This window comes from Streptomyces meridianus, from assembly GCF_023703325.1.
GTDB lineage: Bacteria > Actinomycetota > Actinomycetes > Streptomycetales > Streptomycetaceae > Streptomyces > Streptomyces meridianus.
The window spans coordinates 25309-47177 of record NZ_JAMQGM010000027.1 but is presented as its reverse complement, the minus strand read 5'-3'; the positions used below and the strand labels follow the sequence as shown (position 1 = coordinate 47177).

The 21869-nt window shown below is 71.4% G+C and carries 17 protein-coding genes; 9 read left to right on the top strand and 8 right to left on the bottom strand.

What is annotated here, in order from left to right; all coding sequences use genetic code 11:
• Positions 1–14: 14 nt before the first annotated feature.
• Positions 15–1193, bottom strand: coding sequence for a DUF3344 domain-containing protein (locus M1E25_RS12855; protein WP_251414409.1), 1179 nt, complete (start codon positions 1191–1193; stop codon positions 15–17).
• 260 nt (positions 1194–1453) lie between these two features.
• On the opposite strand from M1E25_RS12855, the gene M1E25_RS12850 reads away from it, so the two are divergent.
• Complete coding sequence (locus tag M1E25_RS12850) at positions 1454–3283, top strand: glycosyltransferase family 2 protein (protein ID WP_251414407.1); 1830 nt, start codon at positions 1454–1456, stop codon at positions 3281–3283.
• A 41-nt stretch (positions 3284–3324) separates the two neighbouring features.
• The gene (gene glxA, locus M1E25_RS12845; RefSeq protein ID WP_251414505.1) at positions 3325–5205 is read left to right on the top strand and encodes a radical copper oxidase GlxA; all 1881 of its coding nucleotides are present in this window, start codon (positions 3325–3327) and stop codon (positions 5203–5205) included.
• A 54-nt stretch (positions 5206–5259) separates the two neighbouring features.
• Here glxA and M1E25_RS12840 read toward each other — a convergent pair whose 3' ends face one another.
• Positions 5260–6336 (bottom strand): glycoside hydrolase family 6 protein, encoded by a 1077-nt coding sequence (locus M1E25_RS12840; RefSeq protein ID WP_285830707.1) that lies wholly within the window; start codon positions 6334–6336, stop codon positions 5260–5262.
• Positions 6337–6577: 241 nt separating this feature from the next.
• On the opposite strand from M1E25_RS12840, the gene M1E25_RS12835 reads away from it, so the two are divergent.
• Positions 6578–8971 (top strand): phosphoketolase family protein, encoded by a 2394-nt coding sequence (locus M1E25_RS12835; RefSeq protein ID WP_251414404.1) that lies wholly within the window; start codon positions 6578–6580, stop codon positions 8969–8971.
• A gap of 24 nt (positions 8972–8995) precedes the next feature.
• Here M1E25_RS12835 and M1E25_RS12830 read toward each other — a convergent pair whose 3' ends face one another.
• From M1E25_RS12830 to M1E25_RS12820, 3 genes are read right to left on the bottom strand one after another with little or no spacing between them, the layout of a single operon-like run.
• Complete coding sequence (locus M1E25_RS12830; RefSeq protein WP_251414402.1) at positions 8996–10936, bottom strand: primary-amine oxidase; 1941 nt, start codon at positions 10934–10936, stop codon at positions 8996–8998.
• Complete coding sequence (locus tag M1E25_RS12825) at positions 10933–12471, bottom strand: APC family permease (RefSeq protein WP_251414400.1); 1539 nt, start codon at positions 12469–12471, stop codon at positions 10933–10935. Before M1E25_RS12825 ends, M1E25_RS12830 begins: the two co-directional genes overlap by 4 nt.
• A 56-nt stretch (positions 12472–12527) precedes the next feature.
• On the bottom strand, positions 12528–13478 hold the full coding sequence (locus M1E25_RS12820) for a hypothetical protein (protein ID WP_251414399.1): 951 nt from the start codon (positions 13476–13478) through the stop codon (positions 12528–12530).
• A 276-nt stretch (positions 13479–13754) separates the two neighbouring features.
• Between M1E25_RS12820 and M1E25_RS12815 the strand changes: the two genes are divergently transcribed.
• From M1E25_RS12815 to M1E25_RS12790, 6 genes are all read left to right on the top strand, one after another.
• Positions 13755–14243: an NUDIX hydrolase gene (locus tag M1E25_RS12815; protein ID WP_251414397.1), complete on the top strand. Its 489-nt coding sequence runs from the start codon at positions 13755–13757 to the stop codon at positions 14241–14243.
• Between the two features lie 10 nt (positions 14244–14253).
• Entirely contained in the window at positions 14254–14679 is a 426-nt protein-coding gene (locus M1E25_RS12810; RefSeq protein WP_251414396.1) for a YidH family protein, read from the top strand.
• Positions 14680–14682: 3 nt separating this feature from the next.
• The gene (locus M1E25_RS12805) at positions 14683–14991 is read left to right on the top strand and encodes a DUF202 domain-containing protein (protein WP_251414395.1); all 309 of its coding nucleotides are present in this window, start codon (positions 14683–14685) and stop codon (positions 14989–14991) included.
• 175 nt (positions 14992–15166) lie between these two features.
• Positions 15167–16189: a phosphotransferase family protein gene (locus M1E25_RS12800; protein ID WP_251414394.1), complete on the top strand. Its 1023-nt coding sequence runs from the start codon at positions 15167–15169 to the stop codon at positions 16187–16189.
• A 6-nt stretch (positions 16190–16195) separates the two neighbouring features.
• Positions 16196–17410, top strand: coding sequence for an acyl-CoA dehydrogenase family protein (locus M1E25_RS12795; RefSeq protein WP_251414392.1), 1215 nt, complete (start codon positions 16196–16198; stop codon positions 17408–17410).
• A 214-nt stretch (positions 17411–17624) separates the two neighbouring features.
• Positions 17625–18779, top strand: coding sequence for a P1 family peptidase (locus M1E25_RS12790; RefSeq protein WP_251414390.1), 1155 nt, complete (start codon positions 17625–17627; stop codon positions 18777–18779).
• A gap of 39 nt (positions 18780–18818) precedes the next feature.
• On the opposite strand, the gene M1E25_RS12785 is transcribed toward M1E25_RS12790, so the two are convergent.
• The 3 genes from M1E25_RS12785 to M1E25_RS12775 are packed head-to-tail and all read right to left on the bottom strand — an operon-like array spanning position 18819 to position 21854.
• The gene (locus tag M1E25_RS12785) at positions 18819–19412 is read right to left on the bottom strand and encodes a TetR/AcrR family transcriptional regulator (protein ID WP_251414388.1); all 594 of its coding nucleotides are present in this window, start codon (positions 19410–19412) and stop codon (positions 18819–18821) included.
• 37 nt (positions 19413–19449) lie between these two features.
• A complete protein-coding gene (locus M1E25_RS12780) occupies positions 19450–21117 on the bottom strand; it encodes an AMP-binding protein (RefSeq protein WP_251414385.1) in 1668 nt (555 codons plus the stop codon).
• Positions 21114–21854: an SDR family oxidoreductase gene (locus tag M1E25_RS12775; protein ID WP_251414500.1), complete on the bottom strand. Its 741-nt coding sequence runs from the start codon at positions 21852–21854 to the stop codon at positions 21114–21116. Before M1E25_RS12775 ends, M1E25_RS12780 begins: the two co-directional genes overlap by 4 nt.
• Positions 21855–21869 lie beyond the last annotated feature (15 nt).

The following is a 21869-nucleotide window of genomic DNA, read 5'->3' as shown; positions in this document are numbered from 1 at the left end:
GATGGAGGCGGACGTCAGCGGCGGGCGTCGGTCTGCAGGAACAGCGCCCCGAGGTGGTATCCGTCGCCTTCGGCGTTGAACCGGACCGTCATCTTCCGTCCGCCCTTGGTCAGCGCCCGGCGGAGGTCGAAGATGTCGGAGTCGAAGCCCAGGGTGTTGCGGAAGGCCGGCTCCCGCCGCTCCTCGATCCGCCCGTGATCGGAGATCGTCGAGTTCATCGGGTCTCCGGCCGGGTTGGCGCCGTCGGAGAGCGCAACGGGGGACGCCTTGCCCATCGCCGCGCTCAGCGACTCCCCGCCGGGCCCCCGGTCCCCGTCGTAGGCCACGACGCCGAGGCTGCCGTTCGACCCGGCCGGGACGTCGAGCCCGCCGATGCCGACGGAGCGGCCGGACCGGGGCGAGGTGACCGAGTCGAAGCCGTCCCAGATGGCGAGTTCGCGCAGTGGCGCCTCCCGGTGGGCGTAGGCGACCACCAGGGTCCAGCCGCCCCAGGCGCCGGCCGGGGAGTGCCCCTTGGCCACGTTGAGCTGTCCGACGGTGTAGGCGCCGTTGCGGCTGTCCCGGACGATGCCGGTGACGTCGGCCGACGCCGCGTAGCTGTCGGTGCTGCCGGTCGTCCGGTGACCCACCGTGGTGTCGGCGAGCACCTCCTTGTAGGAACCTCCCGGCTCGGCGAAGAGCACCCGCCCGTTGTCCTTCTCGGGCTTCTGCTCGCCGACCCGGAGGTTTCCGCCCCAGTAGAGGCGTGCGTAGGTGACGGTGGCGTTCTCCGGCAGGTGCAGATCGGCCCGGCTCGAGTTGTAGGTGTTCGGATCGTCGTCGACGTCGACGTACGTCATCTCGTAGTCGCCGTTCGCACCCGTGCCGCCGGACTGTGCCTGTGAGCAGGAGACCTTCGCCTGCCGCTTCTCCGATTCGCAGGTCGCCACCGAGTTGGCGGCGCGCGCGATGCCTCCGTGCTGGACGGCGCGGAACCGCTGGGTGAACGGGATCCGCTTCGCCTCGCCCTTGCCGGCGTCCCCGGTGGTGCGGGCGCTGTCGTCCCGCACGGCCGCTTCGCCCGGAGGAGCGGCCGCCTGCAGCGCCTCCCGCTCGTCGGGAACCGCCACGTACTGCGGCAGCGCGAGGACCGCAACCAGGGACGAGACCGCGCACAGCGCTCCTCGGCTTTTCCGGCCCAGGGAAACCCGCATGAGACGTCCTCCGTTTTCTACGGCTGAATCGCCCAGACAGTGACACGGACCGGAATGAAAATCACGCAAGGCGCGCACCAATGGACCGATAGTGTGACCAGCTCTTCGCCCCATCAACAGGGCGCGCCACACATCCGATGTGCGCAGAGTTCTTCAGTGTGATTGTTACCTTTCCCTCTCGGTCGATGGCGTGGCGCAATGCTCCGTCCAGGTCGTCGGCGCATCCGGTTCCGGTCCCGCTAGTCCTCGGGAGTTCCCTGATGCCTTCGCCGAGCTCCGTACGGAAAACGGTTGAGGAATCCTCACGTCCTGGTGTCACTCGTACTCGTGCGGATTACGCGTACGACACATACAGCCGACTGGCGGGCCCCCTCACCCGCCCCGACCCGGATCTCCCCTACCGGGTCCGCTACCGCAGTCTGCTGGCGCACGAACCGCACCGCATCCGTGCGGGGCTGCTGCTCTGCGCCGCTCCTCTGTTCTCCGCGGTCCTGCTCGTCTGGCTGCTGCAACCGCAGCACTGGGTTCACCGGCAGTACGCCTCGTGGTGGGAGACTGCGGCGGACACCACGATGCTCGTCTCCATCGGTCTGATCGAGTTCTTCCGGCTCTGCACGGTCGTCTCCAACGCCCACGCCACACTGGTCGCCCGTGATCCCATTCCGGTCGTCCCCGAGAAGCGGACCAAGGTCGCCTTCCTGACCTCGTTCGTTCCCGGGAAGGAACCGATCGAGATGGTCACCCGGACCCTGGAGGCGGCGGTGCGGCTGCGTCACCGGGGCCTGCTGCATGTCTGGCTCCTCGACGAGGGCGACGACCCCGAGGTCAAGAAGGTCTGCGCGCGACTCGGCGTGCACCACTTCACCCGCAAGGGCGTGCCGGAGTGGAACCGGCCGACGGGACCGCACCGGGCACGGACCAAGCACGGCAACTACAACGCCTGGCTGGACGCGCACGGCGACGACTACGACTACTTCGCCTCGGTGGACACCGACCACGTGCCGCTCCCCAACTACCTGGAGCGGATGCTCGGTTACTTCCGCGATCCCGACATTGCGTTCGTCGTCGGCCCTCAGGTATACGGCAACTACGAGGCCGCCGTCACCAAGGCCGCCGAAAGCCAGCAGTTCCTCTTCCACGCCCTCATCCAGCGGGCCGGGAACCGTTATGGCGGACCCATGTTCGTCGGCACCAGCAACGCCGTCCGCATCAGCGCCGTCAAAGTGGTCGGAGGTCTCTACGACTCCATCACCGAGGACATGGCCACCGGATTCGAGATCCACCGGACGCGCAATCCACTGACCGGAAACAAATGGCGCTCCGTCTACACGCCGGACGTTCTCGCCGTGGGCGAGGGGCCAACCGCCTGGACGGATTTCTTCACCCAGCAGTTGCGCTGGTCCCGGGGTACCTACGAGACCCTCCTCAAGCAATTCTGGAAGGCGCCGTTCGACCTTCCGCCCGGCAAGCTCCTCAACTACACCTTCATGGTCATCTATTACCCGATGACAGCGCTCAACTGGATTCTCGCAGGGGTCAGTTGTGTGCTCTTCCTGGGCTTCGGGGCGTCGGGCATCCAGATCTCGTCCGAGGTCTGGATGATGCTCTACAGCGATGCCGCGGCCCTCCAGATCGGTCTCTACGTCTGGAACCGGCGCCACAACGTCTCCCCCCACGAGCCGGAGGGGTCCAGCGGGCTCGCCGGGATGCTGATGTCGGCCCTGTCCGCCCCGGTCTACGCCCGTTCGCTGTTCGACGCGGCCCTGCGCCGCAAGAGTTCGTTCGTCGTGACGCCGAAGGGCGACTCGGCGAGCCCCGACCGGCTCGCCACCTTCCGGATCCACCTCGCGTGGGCCGCCGTCTTCGGAGGCGCTCTGATCGCCTCCTTCTTCCTCGGGCACACCCACGCCGCCATGCGGACCTGGGCCGTGCTCGCCCTGATCCTCTGCCTGTCGCCCGTCGTCGTCTGGTACGCGGGCGCGCGCCGCGACCGCAGCACCCGGCCCCCCGTCACGGCACCGGTCCCCGCTGCCCGCAGCGACCGTTCCCGCACCGCTCCCGCAGACAAGGACTCCCTGTGCGCCCTGTAATCAGCCCACGTGTGCGGACCACGCTCGCCGGAGCTGCGGCGATGGTCGTACTGGCCGGGCTCAATGCCCCGGCGGCCGTCAGCTACGCGCAGCGCACCTACCACGCCTACAAGATCGAACAGCCCGGGTACAAAGCTTCCTTCGGCCACTGGGACCTGCTTCCGGTGCCGGCGAAGTTCCGCGTCAACGCCATCCACGCGGCCCTGCTGCACACCGGGAAGGTCCTGCTGATCGCGGGATCGGGAAACCGGGAGTCGAACTTCGACGCCGGCAGCTTCAAGACGCTGCTGTGGAATCCCGCGGACGACACCTTCAAGCTCATCCCCACCCCCACCGATCTCTTCTGCGGCGGGCACGCACAACTTCCGGGCGGCAAACTGCTGGTGGCGGGCGGGACCGCGCGCTACGAGATCCTCGAAGGCAAGGTCGAACGGGCCGCCGGTCCGATGCTGGTGAAGAACGAGGCCCCGAGCGCCCCTCGCACCCTGCCCCGCGGCACGGTCTTCCGCGCCCCCGACGGCAAGGAGTACCGGACCACCCGGACGACCACCGTTCCCGCCGCGAAGAAGCGGACGAAGAAGGGCAAGATCGTCATCACGGCAGGTGAGAAACGCATCTTCGTCGAGGCGGTCCGCAAGGGCCGCAGCCAGACGCGTTCCGCGCCGGCGCAGTTCGCCGTGGTCGGCCTCACCGGGGCGGCCCGCCGGAACGTGTACGGCCTGGCCGGCGACATGACCATGAACAAGCAGGACTACCAAGGGCTCGACGTGGCCTACGAGTTCGACCCGACGGCCGAGCGCTACGTAGCCGTCGACCCGATGGCCAAGGGACGCTGGTACCCGACCCTGGTCACCCTCGCCGACGGCCGGGTCATGGCGGTCTCCGGGCTGGACGACATGGGACAGATCATCAACGGCGTCAACGAGATCTTCGACCCCCGCACCCGCAAGTGGTCCAAGGCTCCCAAGCGGTACTTCCCGACCTACCCGGCGCTGTTCCTGACCAAGGGCGGAAAACTCTTCTTCTCCGGTTCCAACGCCGGATACGGACCCTCCGACAAGGGACGCCGCCCCGGGCTGTGGGACCTGGAGAAGAACACCTTCCAGCCCGCGAAAGGCCTGCGGGACGCCGACCGGACCGAGACCTCCGCCTCCGTCCTGCTCCCCCCGGCCCAGGACCAGAAGGTGATGATCCTGGGCGGCGGAGGGGTCGGCGAGTCGCGGAAGTCCTCCCGGCGCACCGCGATCGCCGACCTCGAGGCCGCGCGACGGGAGGGCAGGGCGCCACGCTTCACCGACGGCCCGGACCTCCCGCAGGGCACCCGCTACCTCTCCAGCGTCCTGCTGCCCGACGACACCGTGTTCACCACCGGCGGCTCCTCGGACTACCGCGGCCGGAGCGCCAGCGACATCCACAAGGCGCAGTTCTACTCCCCCGACAGCAACACCTTCCGGCCCGCCGCCTCCCCCGTCGTGGGGCGCAACTACCACTCGTCCGCCCTGCTTCTGCCCGACGGGCGAGTGGCCACGTTCGGGTCGGACCCGCTGTACGCGGACCCGGACAACACCCAGACCGGAACGTTCGAGCAGCGAGTGGAGATCTACACCCCGCCCTACCTGTACCGGAAGTCGCGTCCCGCCCTGAGCGACGGCCCCGACGAAGTGCACCGCGGGGACACGGCAGCCTTCCGGGTGCGGTCGGACAAGCCGGTCACCGGCGCGCGGCTGATGCGGCCGAGCGCCGTGACGCACACGACCGATGTCGAGCAGCGGTCGATCGAGTTGGAACTCCGGCGCAGCGCAGGCTCCGTCGAACTGTCAGTCCCCAAGGACCCCACGCTGGTGCCCGCGGGCTGGTACATGTTGTTCGTCACGGACTCGGCGGGCACCCCGTCCGAGGCCAGATGGGTGCACGTCGGCTGAGACAGCGGGTCCGGCGGTGCCGGCGCCCTGTCCGGCGCCGGCACCCGGGAGCGTTCAGCCCTGTCCGGCGCGGGGCCCGGCCGGGGCCCCGCGGACCAGGCCCAGCGCGTACTGGGGCCACCACTGCCCGGCGGCGGGGCCGCCGTTGCACCGGCCGTCCGACTCGCCCGGGCGCTTGATCCACAGATAGGCGTCCAGCTTCGCCTTGCCGGTACGGGTGGTCGGCGGAGTTCCCAGCCGCCTGCCCGGGGGATTGCACCAGCCCTCCCCGCCGGACTCCTCGAGCGGCCCGTTGCCGTTGCGGCTGGTGTCGATGACGAAGTGCGCACCGCCGAGTTCCCGGGAGAGGCGGAGCCCGTACTCCTCGACCGCCTCCGTGGGCTGGAAGTTCGACACGTTCAGGGCGAATCCGTCGGCCTGCTCGACACCACTGCTCCGGAGTACGGCCGCCAGCCGCCCGATGTCGTCGATCCAGCCGGAGTGGCCCGCGTCGAGGTAGACCTTCACGGCCGGAAGCGCGGACAGCACGGACACCGCGTCCCTGAGCAGTTCCGTCCGCTCCGCACGCAGCCCCTCCGGGATACAGCCGTCCACGACCTGGGCCACCGCGTCCGGTTCGACGACGACGACGGCCCGGCGGTCGCCGATCCCCGAGGCCAGTTCGCGCACCCACGCCCGGTAGGCGGCGGCGCCTTCGGCACCACCGGCGGAGTGGTTGCCGCAGTCCCGGTGCGGGATGTGATAGGCGACCAGGACGGGGGTCCGTCCGGCTTCGGCGGCGTTCCGGGTGATGCGTTCGGCCCGCTCCCGCGGGGAGTCGCCGATCCACTCCGCCATCGGCCGGCCGGCGATCCGCTCCAGGGAGGCGGCGTCCTCGATGCGCCCGGTGCTGCGCCAGTCGCGCACCTGCCGCGCGGCGGGCGTGTCCGGGTTCACCCAGAGCCCGGAGGGGTCCGCCGGCGCATCGGGGGAGGGATCGCCCGGCGCATCCGGGGAGGATTCTCTGCGCGTGTCGGGGGCCAGGGCCGTGTCGGCGGCCGAGAAGCAGCCGGTGAGCAGGACCGCGAGGGATGTGTACACGAGGGCCGATGCCGTACGCCGCCGGAGCGTACCGCCGTGGTGCGGGACCATATGGGCCTTCCTCCGATCGTCGAAGCCTGCCTGATGCCCTGTCACCTTCCCGGTTTCGTCCCGGGCGGTGCCCGGTCCGCTGCGTCCGACGCCCCGTTCGTATGAACACACCCCACCCTCGGGCGGATGCGTGACCGGTTCGGCGCAGCGGATGTGGTGCGATCGTGCGGCGGGCCCGCATGACGACCGCGCCGTCGTGCAAGACGAGACATGGAAGACGTACTTCCGAGGAGGCACCCCGATGACGGAGCCGACAGCCGCAGCGGCCGGACGAGCGGGCGCACCGGACGAGAACGAACTCGCGGCACTCGACGCGCACTGGCGTGCGGCGAACTACCTCGCCGCGGGCCAGATCTACCTGATGGACAATCCGCTGCCGGCGGAGTCGCTGCGACCTGAGCACATCAAGCCGCGCCTGCTCGGGCACTGGGGCACCGATCCGGGCCTCAACCTGGTGTACACGCACCTGAACCGGGTGATCCGTAACCGGGACCTCGATGCGATCTGCGTCTGGGGGCCCGGCCACGGAGGACCTGCCGTACTGGCCGGCTCGTGGCTGGACGGCAGCTATACGGAGGTCTACCCGGACGTGACCCGGGACGCGCGGGGCATGGCCCGGCTGTTCCGGCAGTTCTCGTTCCCGGGAGGCGTACCCAGCCACGTAGCCCCGGAGACCCCGGGATCGATCCACGAGGGCGGCGAGCTGGGGTACTCCCTCGCGCACGCCTACGGTGCCGCGCTGGACAACCCCGGACTGCTGGTGGCGTGCGTCATCGGGGACGGCGAGGCCGAGACGGGGCCGCTGGCCGGGTCCTGGCACGCCGACAAGTTCCTCGACCCGGTCCACGACGGGGCCGTGCTGCCTATCCTGCACCTCAACGGATACAAGATCGCCAATCCGACGGTGCTCGCCCGGATCCCCGAGTCCGAGCTGGACGAACTGCTGCGCGGGTACGGGTACGAGCCGGTCCACGTCTCCGGCGACGAGCCGCTCGCCGTGCACCGGGCCTTGGCGCGGGCCATGGACGACGCCCTGGACCGGATCGCGGCGATCCACCGTCGGGCGCGCGCGGAAGGGGCGACGGACCGCCCGCGATGGCCGGTGATCGTGTTGCGCACGCCCAAGGGATGGACCGGCCCGCACGAGGTCGGCGGACTGGCGGTGGAGGGCACCTGGCGCTCGCACCAGGTGCCGCTGACCGGCGTGCGGGAGGACCCGGAGCGGCTGCGGCAACTCGAGGAGTGGCTGCGCTCGTACCGGCCCGAGGAGTTGTTCGACGACGAGGGACGCCCCCGGCCGCAGGTCCTGGCCTGCGTCCCGGAGGGCGACCGGCGCCTGGGGAGCAACCCGCACGCCAACGGCGGGCGGCTGCTGCGGGACCTGCCGCTGCCGGGCCCGGAGGACTTCGCCGTGCCGGTCGACGCCCCCGGCACCACGAGCCACGAGCCGACGGCCGTGCTCGGCGGCATGCTCTCCCGGGTCATGACGGACACCGCGCCGGTGCGCAACTTCCGGGTGGTGGGGCCGGACGAGACCGCCTCCAACCGGCTCCAATCACTGTACGAGGCGACCGGCAAGACCTGGGAGGCGGAAGAGCTGCCGGGGGACGAGCATCTGGCCCGGGACGGCCGGGTCATGGAGGTGCTGTCCGAGCACCTGTGCCAGGGCTGGCTGGAGGGCTATCTGCTGACCGGACGGCACGGGCTGTTCTCGAGCTACGAGGCGTTCGTCCACATCGTCGACTCGATGGTCAACCAGCACATCAAATGGCTGCGGTCGTCGCGGGCCCTGCCGTGGCGGATGCCGATCGCCTCCCTCAACTACCTGCTGACGTCGCACGTCTGGCGACAGGACCACAACGGCTTCTCGCACCAGGACCCGGGATTCGTCGACCACGTCCTGAACAAGAGCCCGGAGGTCGTCAGGGTCTATCTGCCGCCGGATGCCAACACCCTGCTGTCGGTGGCCGATCACGTACTGCGCAGCCGCGACTACGTGAACGTCGTGGTGGCCGGCAAGCAGCCCACCTTCGACTGGCTGGGTCTCGAACAGGCACGGGAGCACTGCGCACGCGGCGCGGGTACCTGGGACTGGGCGGGCACCGAGAGCCGTGGCCGCGAGCCCGATGTGGTCCTCGCGTGCGCGGGCGACGTGCCGACGCAAGAGGTCATGGCGGCGGCGGACCTGCTCCGGCGCCATCTGCCGGACCTCGCGGTGCGGGTGGTCAACGTCGTCGACCTGACCCGCCTGATGCCGCGCGAGGAGCACCCTCACGGGATGCCGGACGCGGAGTTCGACGGGTTGTTCACACGGGACCGGCCGGTGGTCTTCGCCTACCACGGCTACCCGTGGCTGATCCACCGGCTGTGCTACCGGCGGGCGGGGCACGGCAATCTTCACGTGCGCGGCTACAAGGAGTCGGGCACGACGACGACCCCGTTCGACATGGTGGTGCGCAACGACCTGGACCGCTACCGGCTGGTGATGGACGTCATCGATCGGGTGCCCGGGCTCGGGGTGCGGGCCGTGTCGCTGCGCCAGGCCATGGCGGACGTGCGGACCCGGCACCACCGGTGGATCCGGGAGCACGGCGAGGACCTGCCGGAGGTCTCCGGCTGGTCCTGGTCCGGCTGAGCGCTCCCGGCACCGCCCCGGGGGTCAGGCGTGGCAGTGGCCTCCGGACTCCCGGGGCAGGTCGAGCGCCGGGTTGCGGTCGAAGAACCCGGTGGGCACGAGGGCGAAGCCGCTGACGTCCACGGGCATCACCGGCCACTCCTCGAGCCGGGGCAGGTGGGTGGGTCCGAAGGTGTGCCAGAGCGTCAGTTCGGTCCGCTCCAGTGACTCCCCCGGTGCGGTCCATTCCGGCACGCCGGCGCCCCCGGGGTGCTGGTTGGGATAGTCGCCGTCGGGGTATCGGCGTTCCGGTCGGCGGCGGGTCACCCACAGGTGCTTCGTGGCGTAGCCGGCGCGCCGGGCGACGGACGAGCCCGCACGGGCCTGGAGCAGCGGGCCGGGGCTGGGGACGAGGGTGTACGAGACCGGCTCGCCCATGCGGTTGCGGGAGCCGGGGTTGGTGACGCGCCAGCGGCGTCCGCGGTGCGTGTCGGCGGTCCGTCCGCCGTCGGCGCTGTCGGTCAGCGCGGTGGTGCGGGTGGTGAAGGCGTTCCCGTTGGGGTTGTCCGGGCCCGGCGGCAGAGGAACCACGTCGATCTCCTCGACAGTGTTGGCCGGGCCGTCCACGGCGGGGTCGAGGCGGACGCAGAACAGATGCTGGTGGAACGGGGCGAGCAGACCGGGGGCGACCTCGGTGGCGTGCGCGGAGCCGTCCCCAGGTGTTGCGGCTGTGGTCTGGAGCAGGCCGGTCGCCTTGGCCTCGAAGCGGATGGCGCCGTCCTGGTGGAAATACCAGTAGAAGGCGTAGTCGTAGTTTCCGAGGGTCGCAATCCACGAGACGACGAGACGGCGCGAGCGGCGGCTCTCCGCGGAGAATCCGTCGAACATGTTGCTGTGCTTCCACAGCAGCCCGTCGTCCTCCTCGTGGATGCAGATCGCGTCGGGGAGTGTCACGGGCCTGCCGTGGTCGTCCGGTACGACGGCGTCGAGGTAGCGGATCTCCCCGAGGCAGTCGCAGCCCAGGCGCAGCGCGTTGGCGTTCCGGCCGAGGGCGTACTCCCCCACGTCCAGGTAGCAGACCCAGTTGCGGGCCGGGTCCGGTTCGGCGTAGGGGACGGCCATCTCGGCCAGGGACACCCGGTCGAGCACGGGGCGTTCGCGGTCACCGTCGCGGTGGGTGACGCTGTGGAGGACGAGCCCCTCGCGCGAGTTGAAGTCGATCCGGAACGACCAGTTCTGCCAGGTGAGCAGGGAGCCGTCGAGCCGGAACGACGGGCCCTCGGGCTGGGTGATCTCCAGGGGCCGCAGCCCGGTGCGCGGCGGCCCGGTGAACTCCGCCTCGTAGCGGCCGCATTCGGCCGGCACGGGTACCGCACCGGTGTCGACGAGGCGGACGACGCGGTGTTCGGTGAGGTCGACGTCGGCGACGAGTCCGGCGACGGGGTGGGCGAACGGGTTGTCGCTCTCGTCGCAGCGCAGGAAGGTCAGGGAGCGGAGCATGCGGCGTCCGCTCTCGTCCTCGATGCCGAAGTTGCCGGCCGCGAGGGGGGCGGCGACGGCCAGGGCGGTGTCCGTGATGCCGCGTTCGGCCATGGCCTTGCGCCAGCCCGGGTCCGCCTTGACGATCGCGTCGCAGGTCTCGTACTCCTCGAACAGGACGGGCGGCCGGCCGTCGTGCGCGGGGTCCAACTCGCGGTGGGAGAGCAGCAGCCCGGCGGTGACGTCGACGAGGGCCTCCGATCCGGTTCCGGTGGCGGTGTCGAGCATGGTCACGCGGAGCCGGCGGGCCACCGGGTCGCCCGGCCGGTGCGAGGCGACGGTGTGCCGGTCGGGCTCGTCCAGCAGCACCAGCGGGAACCGCGTGGTCGTGCTGATCCGGCCGGCCCGGTCGAGGACCTCTCTGGCAGTGCCGATCTCGTCGGCGCTCAGCGGGTCGAGGGGATGGGGCGGCGTGGGTGCGGTGCCGTCCGGGTGAGGGCGCGTCACGTCCGGTCCCCCTCGGCGTTCCGGGAGGCCGCGGCCTGCTCGAGCCGGAACGCCTCGTTGCCCAGTCCGATGCGGGCATGGGTCTGCGGCCTGCGGCGGCGCAGCACCGCACCGTGGACGAGGCCCACGAGGGCGGCGAGCGCGATGGTGCCGGGCAGCAGCAGGCTGAGGAGCGATTCCTCGGAGGCACCGACGAGGACGTCGAAGTCCTTCACTGCGTAGACCAGGATCACGACGAGCGCGGCTCCGGCCAGCGCGGCGCAGGCCAACCGGGGTGCCTGGGCTGCGGCGGCGCCCCTGCGGGAGAAGAAGGCGATGACGGCGGCGGACGCGGTCGCCATGAGGAGGATGATCCCGAGCGCCCCGACGTTCCCGAGCCAGGCGAACAGGCGGAGTACGGGCGCGGTCGGGTCGCCGACGGGCTTGTCGTCGGTGACGGCGAAGGCCGCGACGACGACCAGCGCCACCACGCTCTGGAGCAGCGAGCCGACGGCGGGGGCACCGCTGGACCTGGCGGTCCTGCCGACGGCGGAGGGCAGCAGTCCCTCGCGGCCCATGGCGAAGGCGTAGCGGGCGACGACGTTGTGGAAGCTGAGCATGGACGCGAACATGCCGGTGACGAAGAAGAGGTGGAGCAGGTCGGCGAAGACGGACCCGAGCCGGGCCTCGCTGAGGAAGAAGATCAGGCCGGGCCCTTGCTTGTCGGCCTCGGCGAGGACCTGGGACGGCCCCGAGGCGACGCCGATGAGCCACGAGCTCAGGGCGAAGAAGACGGCGACGATGCCGACTGCGAGGTACATGACGCGGGCGACGACGGTCTGCGGCCGGCTGGTCTCCTCGGCGTAGACGGGGGCCTGCTCGAAGCCGACGAAGGAGGCGGCGGTGAAGCAGAGCGCGGTGCCGAGCCCGGCGCCGGCGAGCGTCGCGGGGTCGAAGGCGTGCAGGGAGACCCCTTCGGCACCGGGGTCGGCGGCGAAGGAGTAGTCGAAGACGAGGATCAGCGCGCATTCGACGAGGAGGACGGCGCCGAGCACCTTGGCATTGAGATCGATCTTGAGGGCGCCGAGCACTCCGGTGACCAGCAGGGCGAACAGTGCCGGGATCCACCAGGCGACCGTCAGTCCGGCGTGCTGGGCCAGGAGCCCTGCGACCTCGAAGCCGAAGATGCCGTAGATGCCGGTCTGCATGGCGCTGTAGGCCACGAGGGCCACGAACGAGGCGCCGGCACCGGCCGTCCCGCCGAGTCCGCGGGCTATGTAGGCGTAGAAGGCGCCCGCGTTGTGGACGTGCCGGCTCATCTCGGCATATCCCACGCTGAACAGGGCCATGATGACGCCGAGGACGACGAAGAGCAGGGGCTGGCCCACGATGTCCATGACCTGGTATGTGGTGGGCATGACACCCGCGACCACCATGAGCGGCGCGCTCGCCGCCAGGACGGACAGCAGCAGGCCGGCCGTGCCGATGCGGTCCGCGCGCAGCGCCCGTTCCTGGCCCTTGTAGGTGGAGATGTCGCTCGTACGCTCCGTCAGCATCGCTGCCGAGTCCTTCCGATGGAATGTGCTGCCGATGGGGATGTCACGCCGATGGGTCACGCCGATCCGAGCGCGGTGCGGTGTGCCGCCCGGAAGGCCTGGTACGGATCGCGGTCGGGGTACGACCACGGCGCCCGGGTCACATGCGGGCCGATCCGGTCGAAGAGCGCGGTGGCCTCGATCCGGCTACCCGCGTAGAACGTGGCGTGCGCAAGGAAGTTGAGGTCCACGAGACGCCGCGGATGCCGTCTCGCACTGCTCTCCGGCCACCAGTCGAAGGCCGACTTCATGACCTGCCGGGCCCGGCGGCCCTTCCAGTGCCCGGAATCGGCCGGGTCGCCCGGTTCGACACCGGCGGCGGCGAGCACCCGGTAGCGCTCGGCGTGGGCGATCACGGGCAGGGCACACAACGGCGAGCCCGCCGGGGCCTGTCCGGCGACCCAGGTGGCGAACTCGTACACCTCGTGGAACGGATCATTGTCCGGTCCGCGCATTCGCTCCGCGAGACAGGCCGTCATCAGGTGGTGCGCGTGGTGGTGGTCGCGATGCCGGCCCCGGACCTGGTCGAAGATCCGCATGCGCTCCTCGTCGGTCCCGGTCCGGCGGGCGAGGATCAGGAGCGCGAGCCAGGGCGTCGGATCCGGCGGGGCCATGCGCGCCGCGGCGTGGCAGGCCTCACGTGCCGCCTCGGTCCGCTCCCGGCCGCACAGCGCGCGGAACACCATCGCGCAGCCCAACAGGCCCGCCGCATCCGCGCTCTCGGGTTCCGCCAGCTGCCATTCCCGGGCCCAGGCGGCGCTCGTGGAGCACTCGGCCAGTACCAGCATCCGATGGCCGCGCAGATCCCAGTCGTCGCCCGTCTCCGTGAGCAGGGCGCGGGCCTCGATCCAGCGCCCCTGCCCGAGTGCGGTGCGGACAGCCGCCAGAGCGCTGTCGCCCATGGCCGGATCCCAGACCAAGCCGCCCCTGGCTCCCGAACGGCGTCTCACCCGTGGCAGCGGACTCATCCGTGCGCTTCCCCGGCCGTGCACGTCACTTCCAGGCCCCCTCGTGAGTGTCCCGCGTACGGATCCCGACATGCCGGGCCCGCCCGCACACCGGCCACAAAACCGGCGGCGATGATCACGCACAGCAAAGCGTCAGTCACGGTCCCGCGTCAAGGTCGGAGCCGCGCGCACCCAGCACACCTGCGGACCGTTCACAAGTCGTCCGCGCTCTGCGCCGGACGGGCACGTCCGCGGCGGGCGGGACGGCACCCCGGGCAGCACTGGTTGAGTGGCCGCGTGGACGGCCCGGCACACCGCGATGCGGACGAACTCCTGGACATCGTCGACGACGAGGACTGCGTCGTGGGGCACGCGCCGCGCGGCGAGGCCACCGTCCGGAGACTGTGCCACCGGGCGGTGGCCGTCCGGGTCCGGGACGGGCAGGGACGACAGTTCGTGCACCGCCGGACGGCCGCCAAGCTGCTGTTCCCGTCCCGCTACGACATGTTCGTCGGCGGCGTGGTGGGCGCAGGCGAGTCCTACGACGCGGTTCCCGCCCCCACCCCGCTGTTCACCTTCCGGTACGAATCACCGGAACACCTGTGGTGGCTGCGGGTGTACGAGGTGCGCTGCGATCAGCCGGTCGCGCCGCAGCCCGAAGAGGTGGCGTGGCACGCGTTCCTGACCGACGAGGAACTCGAGCGGCGGCTGGACGAGTGGGAGTGGGTGCCGGAAGGTCTCGAAGCGCACCACCGGGCCGCCGGACACCCGTACCCGCCGCAGTAGGCTGCCCGGCATGATCACTCCCGCGCAGGCTGCCGTACGCGGGTTCAGGACGGCGGCCGACAGCCTCCGCCGCTGGCTGTTCCCCGAGCGTATCCGCAACGAGGGCGAGACTCCGGACTACCGGTTCTCGCTGGCCAACGAGCGCACCTTCCTGGCCTGGCTGCGCACGGCGCTGGCCCTGGTGGGCGGCGGTTTCGCGGTGTCCCAGTTCCTGCCCGACCTGCACTACGTGCTCCGCACCTCGATCGCCCTGGCGCTGCTGACCGGCGGCGCGCTGTGCGCGGTGCGGGCGGTCAACCACTGGCAGCAGTGCGAGCGCGCCATGCGACGCGGCGAGGACCTCCCGGCGAGCCGGTTCCCGGCTCTGCTGGCCCTCGGGCTCGGCGCGGTCGCCGCGGTGATGGTGCTCGCCGTGGCGCTCGGCTGGGGGAGGTAGAGCGTGCCCCCGGTGCAGGACCCTGGGCTGCAGCCGGAGCGGACCCGCCTGGCATGGCGGCGCACCACCCTGTCCGCCGCGGTGGTCGTCGTGCTCGCGGCGCGGGAGGCGGCGCGCCGGGGGGCGGCCCCGGCGGCGTTGCTGGGCGTGGCCCTTTCGGTCGGGCTGCTGCTGGTGTTCCTGGCGACGGCTCAGCGGCGGATGCACCAGCTCGGTTCAGCCCGTCCCGCGGATCTGGTGCCGGCGACCGCCCTGCTCGTCACCGCCTGCACCGTGGCGCTCGCCGTGCTCGGCGCGGTGACGCTGCCCTGAACCGACCGGTCCGCCGGGGCACGGCGACACGGGCCGGGCTCCGCTCCGGCCGGCCGGCCGGCGGACCCCGCATCCTGCTCGCCCTCGGGCACTGGACGCCATACCGACTGGTCGGCATGATGAGTTCACGTGATCCGCGTCCCTGTCGTTCCCACCCTCCGAGGAGCACCCGCCCATGGCCAACTCCCATCCCCCCGGCCTCGATCTCGAGCGGCTCCGGACCCATCTGGACCGGGAGCGCCCCGGCCTCGTCGCCGGACCGCTGGACGGCGAACTGATCGAGGGCGGCCGGTCAAACCTGACCTACCGGATCGGCGACGGTTCCTCCCGCTGGGTGGTGCGCAGACCGCCGCTCGGCCACGTTCTGGCGACGGCGCACGACATGTCCCGGGAGCACCGGGTGATCAGCGCGCTGCACCCGACGGCCGTCCCGGTCCCGCGCACCGTGCTGCTGTGCGAGGACGACGCGGTGCTCGGGTCCCCGTTCTACGTCATGGAATTCGTGGCGGGCACGCCGTACCGCAGGAGCGGAGAACTGGCCGTCCTCGGTCCGGAGCGCACCCGCGGCGTGGTGCTGGCGCTCGTGGACACCCTGGTCTCACTGCACTCCGTGGACCCGGAGTCGGCAGGCCTCGGCGACTTCGGCCGCCCCGAGGGTTTCCTCGAGCGCCAACTGCGGCGTTGGGGAAAGCAGTTGGAGGCATCCCGCAATCGCGACCTGCCCGGCATCGACGAACTGCACCGGGCGCTGGGCGCGGCACTGCCGGGCTCCCCCGCACCGGCGGTCGTCCACGGCGACTACCGGCTCGACAACGTACTGGTCGGCGCCGACGACCGGATCAACGCCGTCCTGGACTGGGAGATGTCGACGCTGGGCGACCCGCTCACCGACCTCGGCCTCCTGGTGATGTACAGCGAGCAGCAGGACACGCCCGGATCGCCCGTCAGCACCACGAGCGGCGCGCCGGGACACCCCCGGCCGGCCGAGCTGATCGAACGCTACGCCGCCGGCTCCGGCCGGGACGTCTCGGGCATCGCCTGGTACACCGCCTTCGCCTATTTCAAGCTCGCGGTCATCCTCGAGGGCATCCACTACCGCTACACCCGGGGACAGACCGTCGGCGCGGGCTTCGACCGGATCGGGGGCCTCGTGCCGGGCTTCATCCGCAACGGCCTCACCACCCTTCAGGAAGGCTGAACCTCCATGGACTTCGCGTTCGACGCCCGCACCGCGGAACTGCAGGACAAACTCCTCGCCTTCATGGACGAGCACGTGTACCCGGCCGAGGCGGCCGCCGCGGAGCAGCGCGCACGTCTCGACTCGCCCTGGGACACGCCGCCGGTGGTGGAGGAGCTCAAGGCGGAGGCGCGCCGGCAGGGCCTGTGGAACCTCTTCCTCCCGGACGCCGGGTACGGCGCCGGGCTGACCAATCTGCAGTACGCGCCGCTCGCCGAGATCACCGGACGCAGCCCGCAGCTCGCCCCGACCGCGCTCAACTGCGCCGCCCCCGACACCGGGAACATGGAGCTCCTGGCCCAGTTCGGCGACGAGCGGCAGCGGGGGCAGTGGCTGGAGCCGCTGCTCGCCGGGGAGATCCGCTCCGCGTTCGCGATGACGGAGCCCGACGTCGCGTCCTCGGACGCCACGAACATCGAGACGCGAATCGAGCGGGACGGCGACGACTACGTCATCACCGGACGCAAGTGGTTCATCTCGGGGGCGATGAACCCGCAGTGCCGGATCCTCATCGTGATGGGCAAGACGGACCCGGACGGCCAGGACCCGCGTCGCCAGCAGTCGATGGTCCTGGTCCCCCGGGACACGCCCGGCCTCGAGGTCCGGCGGGCCATGACCGTCTACGGCTACGAGGACCACTACCACGGCGGTCACGCCGAGGTCGTGTTCGACGGCGTGCGCGTTCCTGCGGCGAACCTGGTCGGCGAGGAGGGCGGCGGCTTCGCCATCGCGCAGGCCCGGCTCGGCCCCGGCCGGATCCACCACTGCATGCGCCTGATCGGCATGGCGGAGCGGGCGATCGAGCTGATGTGCCGCCGGGCCGTCTCCCGTACCGCGTTCGGCAAGCCGCTGGCCCAGCAGGGCGTCGTGCAGCAGTGGATCGGGGACGCGCGGGTCGCGGTCGAGCAGCTCCGGCTGCTCGTGCTGAAGACGGCCTGGCTGATGGACACCGTCGGCAACCGCGGGGCGCACACCGAGATCCAGGCCATCAAGATCGCGACGCCGCGCACGGTCGTGGACATCCTGGACCGGGCGGTGCAACTGCACGGCGCCGGCGGCGTCAGCCAGGACTTCCCCCTCGCCGAACTGTGGGCCGCCGCGCGCACCCTGAAACTGGCCGACGGGCCGGACGAGGTGCACCTGCGATCGCTGGCCCGCCGTGAGTTGAAGCGCCACCTCTGAGCTCCCGTCTCTCCTGCGCCGAGCCCCGAGCCGGCGGCACCGTCACGCGCGGTGCCGCCGGCCGGCTCATCCGGCCCCGGCCCACTGCTCCGATCGGCCGAGACACCTGCCCTGTTCCGTGTGACGGCCTTCGGCCGCCGGTACCTTCCGGACTCGGCGGCGCCCGACGACGGTGCTCCGCAGAGCGGCACACAGTCGTACGGAAAGAGGCCTCATGTCACTCAACTCCCTTCTCGCTGCCGCCGCGGCCTGCGCCGTGGCCGGCTCACTCGCGCTCGGCTCCGCAGCCCCTCCCGTGGCGGCCACATCGGGTGCCGGGTTGCCGGGGCCGTACAACGCCATCACCGACGTCCCCGGAATCCAGGTGGGCCAGGTCCAGTCGACCCGCTTTCCCTACCTCACCGGGTCCACCGTGATCCGCACCCCGGACGCACCGGTCGCGGGGGTCGACGTGAGCGGTGGCGCACCCGGCACCTGGATGACCGACATCCTCAGCCCCACGAGGTACAACCCCGGGGTCGACGCCGTGGTCCTCACCGGGGGCAGTTCCTGGGGCATGGACGTCGCCACCGGCGTGATGCGCTGGCTGGAGGACCACGGGGTGGAGGGGGTGCCGATCGTCCCCGGGGCGGGGATCTACGATCTCGGCAACGGAGGCGACGAACGGGCCCGCCCCACGGCTTCGTGGGGCTACCGGGCGGTCGCCGAGGCCACGGACGGGCCGGTGCGCCAGGGCACCGTCGGCGCCGGCACGGGAGCCCTGGCCGGGCGGGGCGACGCGGAGCTGAAGGGCGGCGTGGGCACGGCCAGCGTCCGGCTGGACGACGGCACCGTGGTCGGCGCTCTGGTCGTGGTCAATGCAGCCGGTTCACCGGTGAATCCCAAGAACTGCTCCCTGCTGGGAGCCCACTTGGGCATCGGCGGGGAGTTCGCCGGACTGCGAACGCCCTCGCGTGCGGAGTGCAAGGACCGCCCCGGACCCGACAGGGGCCGCAGTACCACGATCGCCATCGTCGCCACCAGCGCGAGCATGGAGAACGGCGCGGCGACCAGGATGGCCGAGGTCGCCACCGGCGGCCTGGCCAGGGCGATCAATCCCTCGAACACGTACGGGGACGGCGACACGGTCTTCGCCGTGGCCACCGGAACAGGCCCGAAACTGGGCAACAACAACTTCGACGACCTGGCGGCGCTCAACGACATCGACGCGGCTGCGGCGAACGCCCTGTCACGGGCCGTCGTGCACGCCATGCTCTCGGCGACCTCCACACCGCAGTTCAAGAGCTACTGCGACACCTACCCCTCCGCCTGCCGTCATCTGGGCCGGTCCGGGACCGGAAAGGCCCACGACATCGACACCAAGGGCTGACGAGGCGCATCGGGGCGGGACCGCAGCGTGCGCGCCCTCCTACGGCCGCAGGGCGCGCAGCAGCAGGTCGGCGAGGTGGTCGGCGACCTGCTGCGGCGACAGCGGGCCCTCCGGGTTGTACCAGCTGGACAGGTGGTGGACCGATCCGAAGTGGTAGTCCACCACCAGGTCCGCCGGAGTGGCGGAGCTGAAGACCCCGCTGCGCTGCCCCTCCTCGATCAGCGACCGGAACTGCTCGTGGTAGCGGCGCCGTTCGGCCCGGACCTGCTTGTTCTTCTCGGGGCTCAGCTGGTGCATCGAACGGAAGAAGATCTTCGCGTCGTCGAGGTGCTCGATGGTGGTCACCACCACGTCGGCCGCGGCGGCACGCAGGCGCTCGTCCACCGGCGCGTCCTGGGAGGCAAAGGTGTCGAGCCGCTCCTGCTGGAGGCGCAGCAGCCGGCCGTACACCTCGTGCAGCAGGTCGTCCTTGGAACCGAAGTAGTGGTAGAGCGCGCCCTTGGTGACGCCCGCTGCCTCGACGATTTCCTGGACGGACGTCCGGTCGAAGCCCCGTTCGGCGAACAGCCGGGTGGCCGCGGCCAGCAGCCGCTGCGGCACGGGCGGTTCGCCGCCCTGCGTCGTTCTGGCCATCTTCCCCGCCACCTGCCCCTTCTGTCCGGTGCCGATGCTACGCGCGGCTGCGCAGCTCCCGTCGGAGGATCTTCCCACTCGTGGTCTTGGGCAGTTCGGGGAGGATCTCCACTTCGCGCGGATACTTGTATGCGGCGAGTTGCTCCCTGCAGTGGGCGACCAGTTCGGCGGGGGTGGCTCCGGCATCGGGGCGGAGGCTGACGTACGCCTTGACCGACTCGCCGCGGTAGGTGTCCGGCACGCCCACCACCGCCGCCTCCCGGACCGCCGGGTGGCCGTACAGCACGTCCTCGACCTCTCGCGGCCACACCTTGAAACCGGACGCGTTGATCATGTCCTTCTTGCGGTCGACGACGTAGAGCCAGCCGTCCTCGTCCATGAAGCCGATGTCACCGGTGCGCAGTTCGCCCTCCGGAATGGCCGCGGCACTGTCCTCGGGGCGCCGCCAGTAGCCGGGGACCACCATCGGGCCGCGCACCGCTATCTCACCGTGTTCGCCGAAGGGCACTTCCGCGCCGTCGGCGTCGACGATCCGCACGATCGTGTCGGCTCCCGGCAGGCCGACCGACAGGGCGCCGGAGGCCGGGTCGACGGGCGCCTGCCGGCCCGGCGGCACGCTCGCGCAGGGCGCGGTGCACTCGGTGAGGCCGTAGCCGTTGTGGATGTACGGGCCGAACCGGCTGCGGAACTTCTCTACCAGCGCGGGTGGTAGCGGGGCTCCTCCGGAGGAGATGGTCCGGAACGACGTGAAGTGGTCCCGGGTGACCTCGGGGTGGGCCATCAGCGCCATGAAGGCGGTGGAGGGGCCGACGGTGTAGGCGGGGCGGTGCTCACGGAAGGCGTCCAGGACCGTTCCGGCGTCGAAGCGGTACGCGAGGGCGAGGGTGCCTCCGCCCGCGATGCAGGCGGACAGTTCGCACACCATTCCGGTGATGTGGAACAGCGGGGCGAGCGCGAAGAGGGTGCTGCCGTCGGGCAGGGCGAGCCCGGTGCGCTGGCGTTCGGCGTTGTAGGCGATGTTGCCGTGGGTGTTCACGGCGCCCTTGGGGGCGCCGCTGGTGCCCGAGGTGTAGCTGATCAAGGCCACGTCCTCCGGGCCGAGTTCACGATCGGCCGGGGGCTCGGTGCCCCTTCGTGCGACGTCGAGGAGGTCGTCGGTGTCGTCGGGCCGCGGCAGGCGGGGCCCGCGCAGGACCCGTTCGTCGCCACGGGTCTGGAGGTCGTGCTCGCTCGTGGTCACGACGATCCCGACCGGGGAGGCGGCCGCCGTCGGGCGGAGGAACGTCTCCCAGGCGTGGTCGGCGCAGACCAGCGCGGTCACCTCGGCGTCCGCGAGGACGTGTGCGACCTCGCGTTCCTTGTACATCGGGTTCACGGGGACGACGGTGCCCCCGGCCTTCCAGGCCCCCAGTACGGCGACGACGAACTGCGGGGTGTTCTGCAGCACGACGGCGAGCCGGTCACCGCGCGCGAAGCCGCGAACCGCGAGGTGGCCGGCCACGCCGTCGGAGAGCCGGTCGGCCTCCCGGTAGGACAGCCGCCCGTCGAAGTAGGCGAGAGCAGTGCGGTCCGGCACCCGCTGCACCGCGTCCCGGAAGGCGTGGAGCACCGTCGGCGGCGGGGTGATGGGAGCCCGCTGGACCTCGTTCAGCTGCGCGAGCCAGGGCCGGGCGGCATAGCGGGAGTCGTCGGGCGGGCAGCTCATCGGGCCGTCTCCTCCAGCTTCTGCTGAACGCGGTTCATCCCGTCGAGCCACCGGTCCGGAGTGGTGGCCCGTGCCGCGTAGTAGCCGGCGACCTCGGGGTGCGGCAGCACGAGGAAGCGCTCCTCGGCGATCGCCTCCATCACGGCGTCGGCGACCTGTTCGGGCTCGATGGAGGTGTCCCGGAGCACGATGTCCGCGGCGGGGCCCGCGGCGGTGAGCATGTCCGTGCGCACGCCCTGCGGGCAGACGGCGTGCACGGCGACCCCGCGGTGCCGGTAGGTGGCCGAGAGCCACTCGGCGAACGCCAGCGCACCGTGCTTGGTCACGCTGTACGGCGCGGAGCCCACCATCGTCAGCAGGCCGGCAGCCGAGACGGTGGCGACGAAGCGGCCGCTGCCGCGTTCCAGCCACTCCGGCAACAGGTCCCGTGCCGCCCGCACATGGGCCATGACGTTGACGTCCCAGGCATCCGCCCAGACCTGCTCGTCGGCCTCGGGGCCGCCGTAGGGCGCGATGCCGGCGTTGGCGCAGTAGACGTCGATGCGTCCGCCGAGTGCCTCCCGGGCAGCGGGCACGACGCCGGACGCGTCCCCGGGCAGGGCGATGCCGCCGATCTCGGCGGCGACGGCCTGCGCCTTGCCAGCGTCGATGTCGTTGACCACGACCCGGTCGCCCACGGCGGCGAACCTGCGGGCCAGGGCCGCGCCGATGCCGCGTCCCGCCCCGGTGACGACCACCGTCCGGACCCGTTC